General features: G+C 56.9%; 8 protein-coding genes. 5 read left to right on the forward strand and 3 right to left on the reverse strand.

Going from position 1 to position 11,752, the window contains the following annotated elements:
* Positions 1-51: 51 nt before the first annotated feature.
* The 4 genes from RHM59_RS14060 (at position 52) to RHM59_RS14075 (ending at position 5,474) form a co-directional block, all read left to right on the forward strand.
* Positions 52-1,587 carry an HDOD domain-containing protein gene (locus RHM59_RS14060; RefSeq protein ID WP_322167369.1) on the forward strand — a complete coding sequence of 512 codons (1,536 nt, stop codon included), beginning with the start codon at positions 52-54 and terminating at the stop codon, positions 1,585-1,587.
* 183 nt (positions 1,588-1,770) lie between these two features.
* A complete protein-coding gene (gene rhdA, locus RHM59_RS14065; RefSeq protein WP_322224426.1) occupies positions 1,771-2,586 on the forward strand; it encodes a thiosulfate sulfurtransferase in 816 nt (271 codons plus the stop codon).
* Between the two features lie 50 nt (positions 2,587-2,636).
* The gene (gene asd / locus RHM59_RS14070) at positions 2,637-3,500 is read left to right on the forward strand and encodes an archaetidylserine decarboxylase (RefSeq protein ID WP_322167367.1); all 864 of its coding nucleotides are present in this window, start codon (positions 2,637-2,639) and stop codon (positions 3,498-3,500) included.
* Between the two features lie 186 nt (positions 3,501-3,686).
* Positions 3,687-5,474 carry a molecular chaperone gene (locus tag RHM59_RS14075; protein WP_322167366.1) on the forward strand — a complete coding sequence of 596 codons (1,788 nt, stop codon included), beginning with the start codon at positions 3,687-3,689 and terminating at the stop codon, positions 5,472-5,474.
* Positions 5,475-5,511: 37 nt separating this feature from the next.
* Here RHM59_RS14075 and serB read toward each other — a convergent pair whose 3' ends face one another.
* Complete coding sequence (gene serB, locus RHM59_RS14080; protein ID WP_322167364.1) at positions 5,512-6,726, reverse strand: phosphoserine phosphatase SerB; 1,215 nt, start codon at positions 6,724-6,726, stop codon at positions 5,512-5,514.
* A 130-nt stretch (positions 6,727-6,856) separates the two neighbouring features.
* Between serB and RHM59_RS14085 the strand changes: the two genes are divergently transcribed.
* Entirely contained in the window at positions 6,857-8,416 is a 1,560-nt protein-coding gene (locus RHM59_RS14085; protein ID WP_322167363.1) for an AhpA/YtjB family protein, read from the forward strand.
* A 186-nt stretch (positions 8,417-8,602) separates the two neighbouring features.
* On the opposite strand, the gene RHM59_RS14090 is transcribed toward RHM59_RS14085, so the two are convergent.
* Both RHM59_RS14090 and parC read right to left on the reverse strand, forming a co-directional pair.
* Entirely contained in the window at positions 8,603-9,307 is a 705-nt protein-coding gene (locus RHM59_RS14090) for a PqiC family protein (RefSeq protein ID WP_322224428.1), read from the reverse strand.
* 181 nt (positions 9,308-9,488) lie between these two features.
* Positions 9,489-11,747 (reverse strand): DNA topoisomerase IV subunit A, encoded by a 2,259-nt coding sequence (gene parC / locus RHM59_RS14095; RefSeq protein ID WP_322224430.1) that lies wholly within the window; start codon positions 11,745-11,747, stop codon positions 9,489-9,491.
* Between the last annotated feature and the right edge of the window lie 5 nt (positions 11,748-11,752).

The raw sequence follows: 11,752 nt of genomic DNA on the forward strand, positions 1-11,752 counted from the left end.
CATGCCGCATCCGATAATGTCCTAAACGATTAGCTGTACAGGCCGCCTGCAATGCCACCAGAAACTTCAGCACCGCTTCCCGTTCCGCGCACCCTTGATGCATGGCACAAACAGTTGGACGGGATTCGCCTGCCGGTACCCATTAATAGCCACACTCAAGTGCTGAGTGCGCTCGGTGATAGCCGCCGTTCGCTGCGCGATATCGCCGAGTTGATGCAGGAAAGCCCGTCGCTGGTTCTCAGCGTCTTGCGCGAGGTCAACCATCACAGCATTGGCTTGAGCGAGCCTGCGGAAAGCCTCGAGGTGGCTATTAATCGTCTAGGTCTGAAGCGCACTGAAGAACTGCTGCAACGTTTGCCTGCGCTGGAAATAGAGGATATCTCGCCGAGCTTGCGGCAATTCCAGATGATCAGTCAGCACGCGATGCAGCAAGCCAACGGGCTGTTCGCCGGTCGTCTGGCGCGGCTTTGGCAGGACATTCATTGGGGCAGCCTGCTGTTTTTATCGCCGCTCTGGCCAATGGCCGTTGCACACCCAAAGCTGCTTGAAGAATGGGAGCTGCGGGTGATTCACAAAGGTGAGTCGGCGCGCATTGTCGAAAACGCATTATTCGGCGTAAGCCTGCTCAAGCTGTGCCAAGTGCTCGCAGTGGCCTGGCGGCTGCCAATATGGGTAACTCAGGGCTACAGCGCGCTGATCAACGAACGCCGACTGTTGGTCAAGTCGCTGCATATTGCTCGCGACCACCTTAATCCACTGCGACAACGGCAACGCCTCGACGCTGACCCCGAACTGCGCCGCTGGCTCAACCAGCCTGCCAATACGATCCTGCTCGCCAATGGCATCGCATTGTCTGCACAACAAGCCTGGGACGGTCCGCACAGCCTGCGCTGGCAGATGCTGACCAGCCTGTACCTGCAAGTCTCGCTGGATGACGTGCAGCAACAAGTCCACCAACAAGCGGTACAAAGTGCTCGAAAACACTTCGCGACGGGGCTCTGGCACCCTGCCGAAGCACTCATATGGCCTGCGGACACACGGCGAATTCATCGCGGCCTGTTACCCGCACCGCCGCCTTCGGCCGAAGCGCTGCATTTGTGGCGAAAGTATTGCACTGAGTTACTGGAAGAGCCGAGCCGCTTCAACAATGCCATGCACCTCACAACGCTTGCCCGAGACGCACTGGTGGCCTGCGGCATGCAGCGCCTGATGCTGCTGATGATTGACCGCAATATGACGGTTTTGCGTGTTCAGCAAATTGCCGGCTTGGACAAGGACGCCATGCACCTGACCTTGGACATTGCTGAGAGCACGGTATTGCAACGCTTGCTGGCTCAACCGACCCAATTGCGTCTGACGCCTGCCAACACCGCTCAATTTTCGGCGCTGCTGCCCGTCAGGCTAAAAAGCCTGTTCACCGGCGAACACTTACTGTTGCGCTCGCTCAGCAGTAATGAGCGGGTGGTCATGCTGGTGTTCGCGGATCAGGGCGGCGGGCCGTTCTCGGAAATCAGCGTCCAAGCATTCGGCAAAACCTCGCAATGCATTGAGCGGGCACTGAGCAGCTTCAGCAGCCGCAAGGCCTGACCGCTTAAATAGCTGACCCTCTGTAGGCGCGAACTTTTTCGCGATGCGGTTTACCTGACACACCGCGTGAACGCCTTCTTCAACACATTGGCTCTACAGGGATTTAGGTCCGCCCCGCGCGGCATCGCAGACGAAGCGGGATCTCGTACGCTACAATTCGCCTCTTTTTTCTGGAGACCTCACATGTCTGAATTCTCTAGCTTGCCGTTAGTCATCGAGCCCTGCGACTTGCTCTCCCGTCTTGACGCGCCAGAGTTGATCCTCGTCGACCTGACCAGCAGCGCTCGCTATGGCGCCGGACATATTCCAGGCGCACGTTTTGTCGACCCAAAACGAACCCAGCAGGGTCAAGCTCCAGCGCCGGGGTTGCTGCCGTCGCACGCCCAACTGGAAGTGTTGTTTGGCGAGCTAGGGCATAATCCCGACGCGGTCTATGTGGTCTACGACGACGAAGGCGGCGGATGGGCCGGACGTTTCATTTGGCTACTGGATGTCATTGGCCACTCGCAGTACCACTATGTGGATGGCGGTCTGCACGCTTGGCTGGGTGAACAACTGCCTCTGTCGACCGAGGTCCCGGCGAACGTCGGCGGCCCTGTCCCTCTGACCTTGCACAGCGAACCCACCGCAACCCGGGAATATTTGCAAAGCCGTTTGGGCGCGACTGATCTGGCTATCTGGGATGCGCGCGGACCCACCGAATACTCTGGCGAAAAAGTCCTTGCGGCCAAAGCTGGCCACGTCCCAGGGGCAGTGAACTTCGAGTGGACTGCTGGCATGGATACGTCGCGCAATTTGCGAATCCGCAAAGACATGCCGCAAATTCTCGAAAAGCTCGGCATTACTCCGGACAAAGAAGTAATTACCCACTGCCAGACCCACCATCGCTCGGGCTTTACCTATCTGGTGGCCAAGGCGCTGGGCTATCCACGCGTAAAAGGCTATGCCGGCTCTTGGGGCGAATGGGGCAACCATCCTGATACCCCGGTCGAGAAATAAAACACGCTGCAGACTGTGGCTATTCATTAAAGAACACGTTAGGAAATGTGATGAAACAGCGTTTGTTTATCTTCAGCCAATATTTGCTGCCGCACCACCTGCTGTCCCGCCTGGCCGGCTGCGTGGCCGAGTGCCGGGTCCGCTGGTTTAAAAATGCCTTCACCGCGTGGTTCGCTCGGCGCTATCAGGTAGACATGTCGCAAGCACTGGTTGAAGACCTGACCGCTTACGACCACTTCAACGACTTCTTCACTCGTGCCTTGAAGCCAGGCGCTCGACCGCTGGATCAAACCTGGGGCGCAATTCTCAGCCCTGCTGATGGTGCCATCAGTCAACTGGGGCCTATTGAGCATGGCCGGATTTTCCAGGCCAAGGGTCACAGCTTCAGCGTACTCGAGCTGTTGGGCGGCGATGCCAGTCTTTCTGCCCCTTTCATGGGCGGCGATTTCGCGACGGTCTATCTGTCACCAAAAGACTACCACCGCGTACACATGCCGCTGGCTGGCACGTTGCGTGAAATGGTTTACGTCCCTGGACGCATCTTCTCGGTCAATCAGACCACAGCCGAAAACGTTCCGGAGTTATTTGCCCGCAACGAGCGCGTCGTCTGCGTGTTCGATACCGAGTGTGGTCCGATGGCCGTCGTCCTGGTGGGCGCGATGATCGTTGCCTCGATCGAAACGGTATGGGCCGGTCTGGTCACACCGCCCAAGCGCGAACTGAAAACAGTGCGCTACGACGAAGCCGCTCGCGCTCCGATTCATTTGGAAAAAGGCGCAGAGCTTGGGCGCTTCAAGCTCGGCTCCACTGCCATCGTGTTGTTTGGGCCAAATCAAATGAAATGGGCCGACCGATTGGGCGCACTCAGTCCGGTGCAGATGGGTCAAGCGTTGGGTCAGGCTACTCAGGCGTGACATCAACTCACTCCCTTAGCGGCCTCACCCCGATAGGCTGGCAGGGCAACCCGCCAGCCGTCATGGATAAATGGCTATCGAAAGCTGTCAGCGCACGCCGATGCTGCTAGAGTCGGTCGTCGGACATGGCTTTGTTCAGAATGAGCAACCGCTCGAGCCATTGCGTGATTGGAGTTTCCCGAGCAAATGAGTAATTCAAGCCTTCATCTGTCGTTGCGCGCACCTACGCCGTCGCCTACGCAGTTGAGCCTGTCGTTTTGTGAACCGACCCCACGCGACTTGAAACGCTGGATTGCCGTCCTGCCCAAAGCCAACCTTGGTGAAACAGCTCGTTTGCTCTATCAGGCGCTGGGCGAACTTAACCATTTGCTAACACCCAGCGAAAATCGCCTGCAACTGCTCGAACTGCTGCGCCCAGAGGTCTATTACGTCTGCAAGAACCTTGAGCGGCACTTCCTCAGCCAGGCCATCGTGCTCGACGAGCGCCCGCGCAAAGTCGCCAACCTGTGCCAGGCACTGCAAAACCAGCTGGCGGCGGGCTATAAACAGATCATCGTACGCATCTCGCCGCGGTTCTCCAAAGACCGCACCACGCTGCTGGCCACAGCGACGCAACGTGCCTTGCACAGCCTCAACGGCACACTGATTCGAGCGAGCCAGTTGTATTGCCCCGTGCCGGAAGGCTTGTGGCTGGAGCTGCATCAGATTTATCTGATAGCTCGCCATCATCATTTGCAAAACATTGCGATACCCGACCCTCTTGCCAGCCACACCAAAACGCTGAGCACCGAACAAACTTATGTAGTGGCTGTATTGCTGGGTTGCTCTCGCTGCAATCAAATGCGTCAGCTCAATATTGGTCGGCTCGCCGAGGTCCTGGAGCCTTGGAGCCGTCTGGTAAAACTACAATCTCCCGCTGAGGCGACCAGCCTGTTCGCTGTGGCGCAGGATGTTGATGCCCCACCGCGCTATAAATCGTTGTATCTCGATCAGCAATTACCGAGTCTGCTGGGTATCAATCCACTGACACTGGCGGCAACCATCAAGGGTTACCTCGATTTACCGGTGGATAAGCGCGCAGGCTCAGAGCTACTGGTACCACACGGTTTCTCTCTCGACCTGCTGCAACACCTCTCGGCAGCGTGGGGCGACGTTTCGGAAAGAACGTTCCAGCGCACCGCGGGCCAAGGTCTTCTCACGCTGTGTATCGGCATGAGTGCGCTGCACTACTACCTTGGCGGACAAAAGTCGTTCAGCGAAATGCTTAAAATTCCTGCTGCCAACAAGGCGGCGCAGTTTCATACCCAACTCTCGATTACCGCGACGCCCGATGTTTGGTCAGCCGCTTTCGACGGCGCCCGCGAATCGTCCGCGCACCCCTACGAAGAAATTGAGTACGAATATGTCGAAGCGGACGGCGGTGATTTAGCATCGAACGCTCAGCATTCATTCCCGACTTTTGCGCTAAGCGTCATCAACCATAGTCCCGGCGGCTATTGTTTGGCGTGGCCTAAAGAAGTACCTAGCCAATTGCAGGCCGGAGAAATGGTCGGCATCCAGGATGGCAGCGGGCAAGGCTGGAGCATCGCCGTCGTGCGCTGGATTCGTCAGGTACGTAGCGGTGGTACGCAAATGGGCATTGAGTTGGTGGCACCCTTTGCCCAGCCCTGCGGCTTGCAATTGATGCGCAACACCGACCCCGCCAGCCCGTATTTGCGCGCGTTATTACTGCCGGAAGTGCGGGCAATCGATCAGCCAGCGACCTTGCTTGCGCCACGATTACCCTTTCAGGAAGGCCTGAGCGTCATGATCAATAACAGCGGCGACGAGCATCGCGCAGCCTTGGGCAAACGCCGCACAGGCACAGGCAGTTTCAACCAGTTCGAATATAAAACCATCGAACTGCCGCGCAAGCCTCAGTCGCTCGAAACCGCACAGGAAGAAGAGTTCGATTCGTTGTGGACATTACTTTGATCGATCATGCGGTGTCGCCAGAACACCGCTGTATTGATCAAACTCGGCCGTCACGATCCCGGAAACCCAGCAGGTAAAGAATCCCGTCCAGGCCCAGTGTCGAGATCGCCTGTTTGGCAGATTGCTTCACTAACGGCTTGGCCCTGAACGCCACGCCGAGACCGGCAATCGCCAGCATCGGCAGGTCATTGGCGCCATCTCCGACGGCAATGGTCTGCTCAAGACTCAAGCCTTCCTTTTGCGCCAATTCACGCAATAGGTCAGCTTTGCGCTGTGCATCGACAATAGGCTCAATGGCCACGCCAGTCACTTTGCCATCGACCACTTCCAGCTCATTTGCAAACACATAGTCGATGCCGAGCTTCGCTTGCAGCTGTTTTGCAAAGTACGTGAAACCACCCGACAAAATCGCCGTTTTGTAGCCCAGTCTTTTGAGCTCCGCGAACAATGTTTCGGCGCCTTCGGTCAGGCGCAAAGAGGCGCCGATCTCATCCAGCACACTGACATCCAGCCCCTTGAGCAACGCCAGACGCTCTTTGAAACTGGCGCGAAAATCCAACTCGCCGCGCATCGCACGCTCCGTGATTTCGGACACCAACTCACCGATGCCGGCGGCCTTGGCCAGCTCGTCAATGACTTCGGCTTCGATCAGCGTCGAGTCCATGTCAAACACTGCCAGACGCCGGTTACGTCGAAATAAAGAGTCCTGCTGAAAGGCGATGTCGACATTCAGCTCTTGGGCGACGCTCAGAAATTCAGCCTGCATGGCTTTCGGGTCGGCAGGCTCGCCGCGCACCGAAAACTCAATGCAGCCTTTGCCCTTGTCAGCGGGCGTGTCCAACGGCATCCGTCCAGACAGCCGATCGATCTGGTCGATATTCAAGCCGTATTTAGCCGTGATGGAGCTAACGCGTTGCAACTGCTCAGCCGTGACCTTACGTGTCAGCAACGTCACGATATGCCGCGCCTTGCCTTGGCCATCAACCCACTGCGCATAGTCGTCTTCGGACACGGCCGTGAACCGTACCTGCTGATCGAGTTTGTAGGCAGTGAATAAAATATCTTTAAGCACTGACGAACCTTGCTCGGTTCCCGGAATCTCAACCAAGATTCCAAACGACAACGTGTCGTGGATCACCGCCTGACCAATATCAAGAATGTTGACTCCACCCTGGGCAAGTACCCCAGTGATGGCCGCAGTGAGACCAGGACGGTCTTCACCCGTGATGTTTATCAGGACGATTTCGCGCAAGGCGCACCCCCGCAGTGGAAAAAAACCGCATTCTAACCACTTTCAGTGACCATCGGGCACAGCGAGCGCTTTGCCGCTCAAGGGTCGGTCGTTATACTGCCCGGCAACTTCACCAAAAGAGCCGTGCTCAGTGAACCGGCCCACGCCAGTTAAAACCGATAATTTTTTCCTACTGATCTTTCGGGCATTGCGCCACCGCCGTGTACCGCTTGCCTTGCGTATCGCCAGCCATAACGTGATCCTCGTCGCTTTGGCGCTGCTGATCTACGCCTGCGTCATGGGCCTGCAATTCAAGCAAGCCATGCACGAACAGGCGGACGCACTCGGCCAGGCCCTGACAACCCAGACAGCCACTTCCGCCACTGAGTTGCTGGTGTCCAACGACATCCTCAGCCTCAACGTGCTGCTAGGCAACCTGGTGAAAAACCCGCTAGTGGCTCATGCCGCTATTTATAGCGTGGATAACCGCATCCTTGCCGAAGCCGGAAATCGCCCGAAAAACGGACTCCTAGGTGAGTCAGAAGGGTTGTATGAAATCAAGATCACTTTCCAAGATGTGATGGCCGGGCACTTGCGCATCAGTCTGGACATGACTCAATTCCAGCAGCCGATGACCATCAGTTTGCAAAGCATGGGTATTCTCAGCGGAATTTTACTGGCGCTGGCACTGGCACTGAGCTTGCGTCTTGGCCGTTATATTTCCACCCCGCTGCTGCAACTGCGCGTGTGGTTGCGGGACATCGACGAACACACGCCCGCTACTGACCGTCAAGATGAAATCGGTGACTTGGCTCGTCAGCTGCAAGCGTCTTTCGCTCCAGAACCTGCGGAGCCTGAGCCCATACCCGAACCTGAGCACGATGAAAGCGAAGGCCACGATCCGTACATCGAGACGGAAGACGACATTGAGCCCATGTTTGCCAGCGACGATCCGCACGACCGGGACTTTGACGAAGCACCCAAACCGCGCGTGCCGGCCTTAGTGCCTCGGCGTATCGTCGCCGAAGAAGATGAAGAGGACGAAGAAGATCCGTTTGCGGATCTGCGCGACCACTCCACGCCGGCCCCGATGATCAGATCCGCAGTGAAAGCACCTGCTGCGCCGACTCAACCTCAGCACAGTGCGGTCCTGGCGGTGCAGCTTGGCGCTCAAGATCAATTGCGTCGCTTACCCCGCGCACGACTGACCGATTTGCTACAACGCTACCGCGACTGTATTGATCAGGCGGCCTCGCTCTATGAGGGCGAAGTGCAGACGTTGAATGACGGCAGCACACTGATGCTGTTTCACAGCCAAGAAAGCGGTGACGACTACCTGACCAACGCGATTTGCTGCGGCGAACTGCTTCGGGCGCTGAGTCACGCCCTGCAAATAGAAGTCGCTGACAGCGGCATCACACTGCAATTGCAATTGGGGCTGACACTGGGAGATGGCTTGTCCGGCCTCAGCCAAATCGACCTGCTGCTCACCGACACTGCACAAAGCGCGCTGGCCCTTTCGCAACACAGCCGTAATTTGCTGCTGGTTGAACGTAAGATCAATGATGACCCGCTGGTACGCCAGCGCGCCCGCATACGCCCTATCGCCAACCCTGAAGGCGCCTGCTGCGTCGAACGCCTGATGGAACCGTATCCGTCGATGCTCGAACGTCAACTGTCACGAATGCACGAGAGCCGTGGCAAGGTCTAACCGCTTCGTCCGCCTCGCCAACACGTTGGCTCCTACAGATTTGCGTCATGCCTATCCTTTCCCGTAGCGAAGAGGAGCATCTTTTGATTCAACAGGTTATGCGGTGGTTGCCGAAGCGGCAGTGAAAATACTCAGTAAAAAAGCCCGCATCGCTGCGGGCTTTTTTATGGTCATAAATCCGTTCGTTTAGAAGCGGAATATTTCCATGTCAGTACGAATCGGCGAAGCCATTGGCATCTTTGGTTTGTCTTGGTCTTTGTTGTTTCGGACTTGGGCGGGCGCTACTTTCTTCGGCTCGTCTATCGGCTGGTTTGCCAGCGGCTTGACTGCGACGGCCAGTTGATCGGCCAGACGCTGCAATAACACACCTTGAGCTTTCACTTGGGCGGCCGAGCTACCCAAATGCGGCTCTTCCATGTGAATCAGCTTGGTGTCACGAACCTGGCCCTTTCGATCCAGCAAGCGCCATTGAGCGTCGAGAATGGCCGGCTGGTTCACGCCTGAATCAAGCCGGGTGATAGACAGCACCACTTGCACGTCAGGGGTGAAACTGGTGGTGGCCGGGGCCAACACCACGCGCTGGCTGTCGAGTTTCCAAGCCAGTTGCCGCAGAAGCAGTTGATCAATGTCTGAAGACAGACTGCCTGCCCAGCGACCGTCGGTCGATGCGATCAGGCTGCCATCTGGCTGACGCTGCAACAGCGTTTCACGTTGCAGGTAATCGGCCACTGAAACGGGACCCAGTAAAACGGCCACTCCAGCACTTTGTTTAGGTTGACCCGGTTGCCCGGCGTCGAGCTGATAAAGAGACGTAGGTTGCTGAAGGCTGCAACCGACCAGGCCCAGCACGCAGGTCATTAACAATACAAAAGGAAGTCGCAAAAGATTCATCGTCACATCCAGATAGCCGCCACAAGGCGGGTCACAGCCTAAAAAATACTCACAAAAATATGAAGGCACTCAGCCACGCTGGTGACTCAAGACCGCATATCATCCGTGAATATTGACTGTGACTCCAGCGATTATGCGTCGATCTTCGCGTCAAAACGAAGACAAAGCGCCTAAATCGCTTTTATGGCGCGTTTTCTATCAATAACGCATCTACCCGCTGGAATCCGCGAGGCAGCTTGTTCCCGCGACGGCCGCGCTCACCTTTGTAGTGCTCCAGGTCATCAGCCTTGAGCGATAGCGTGCGTTTGCCTGCTTGCAGAACTAATGTTTTGCCTTCGGGTATGACCGCCAGATCCGTCACGTACTCTTCGCGGCTGGCCACACGCTCGCCGAGGATACCGATGATCTTGTTGCCTTTCCCTTTGCCTAACTGCGGCAAATCGGCAACTTTGAAGATCAGCAACCGTCCCTCGGTCGTTACGGCGGCAAGCCAATCCTGCTCGCGATTGGGGACTGGACGAGGAAGGATCACCTTCGCACCCTTCGGCAAACTGAGTAAGGCTTTGCCCGCTTTGTTCTTGGCCTGCAAGTCTTCGCCTTTCACGACGAAGCCATAACCGGCATCAGAAGCAATGACGTACAAGGCATAGTCGTCCGGTAGCAGCACGCACTCAAAGGTCGCGCCCGGTGGCGGCTGCAACTTTCCGGTCAGCGGTTCGCCCTGGCCACGCGCTGAAGGCAGTGTGTGAGCCGCCAACGAATAGCTGCGCCCCGTGGAGTCGATAAATACAGCAAATTGATTGGAGCGCCCAGCCGCAGAGGTTTTGAAACCATCGCCGGCTTTATAGGAAAGCCCTGTGGCATCGATATCGTGGCCTTTAGCGCAACGCACCCAGCCTTTTTCCGACAGCACAACCGTGACCTGCTCGGTCGGCATTAACTCGTTTTCGGACAACGCCTTGGCTTCGGTACGGGAGACAATCGGCGAGCGACGGTTATCGCCATAGGTTTCAGCATCGGCTATCAGTTCATTGCGGACCAGCTTGCGCAGCTTGGTTTCGCTGCCCAACAACGATTGCAGGCGCGCCTGCTCTTTGCGCAATTCGTCTTGCTCGGCCCGCAGCTTCATCTCTTCCAGACGAGCCAACTGACGCAAACGTGTATCAAGAATGTAATCGGCCTGAATTTCAGTCAGCCCAAACCGTGCGATCAACTCGGGCTTAGGATGCTCGGCCGTTCGAATGATGTGAATCACTTCATCCAGGTTCAGGTATGCCGTCAGCAAACCGTCCAACAGGTGCAAGCGACGTTCGACTTTGTCCAGGCGGAACTGTAAGCGCCGACGAACCGTGCCGATACGGAACACCAGCCACTCACTGAGCAACGCTTTCAGGTTTTTGAGCTGGGGTTTGCCGTCCAGGCCGATGATGTTGATGTTAACCCGGTAGCTGGACTCCAGCTCGGTGGTCGCAAACAAGTGCTGCATCAACTCATCGAGTTCGACGCGATTGGAGCGTGGAATGATCACGATCCGGCACGGATGCTCGTGGTCCGACTCGTCGCGCAAGTCGGCAACCATCGGCAGTTTCTTGGCCTGCATCTGCGCGGCGATTTGTTCCAGCACCTTGGCACCGGACACTTGATGCGGCAACGCAGTCACAACGATGTCGCCATCTTCGATGCGATACACCGCCCGCATACGCACCGAGCCTTTGCCGGTTTCGTACATTTTCAGCAGGTCGGCGCGGGGAGTGATGATTTCTGCTTCGGTCGGATAGTCCGGGCCCTTGATGTGCTCGCACAGCTCTTCGATGGTGGCTTTAGGTTCGTCGAGCAAATGGATACAGGCCGACGCGACCTCCCGCAGGTTATGCGGCGGCACGTCAGTGGCCATGCCTACCGCAATACCAGTGGTGCCATTGAGCAGAATATTTGGCAAACGTGCCGGCAACACTGCGGGCTCATCCAGAGTGCCGTCGAAGTTGGGCACCCAATCCGCAGTGCCTTGGCCCAATTCGCTGAGCAACACTTCCGAGTAACGCGACAGACGCGCTTCGGTGTAACGCATGGCGGCGAATGATTTGGGATCATCCGGCGCACCCCAGTTTCCTTGGCCATCAACCAGGGTATAGCGATAACTGAAAGGCTGAGCCATCAGCACCATGGCTTCATAACAAGCGGAGTCACCGTGGGGGTGAAACTTACCGAGTACGTCACCGACGGTACGCGCCGACTTCTTGTGCTTGGAGTCGGCATCAAGGCCCAACTCACTCATTGCGTAGATAATGCGCCGCTGTACGGGCTTCAGGCCGTCGCCGATATGCGGCAAGGCACGGTCCATGATCACGTACATGGAATAGTTGAGGTAGGCCTGTTCGGTGAAGTCGGCCAGTGATCGGCGTTCTACGCCATCCAGGCTGAGGTCAAGGGAATCGCTCATGCAAG

The organism is Pseudomonas sp. MH10 (assembly GCF_034353045.1).
In the GTDB taxonomy this organism is placed as follows: Bacteria; Pseudomonadota; Gammaproteobacteria; order Pseudomonadales; family Pseudomonadaceae; genus Aquipseudomonas.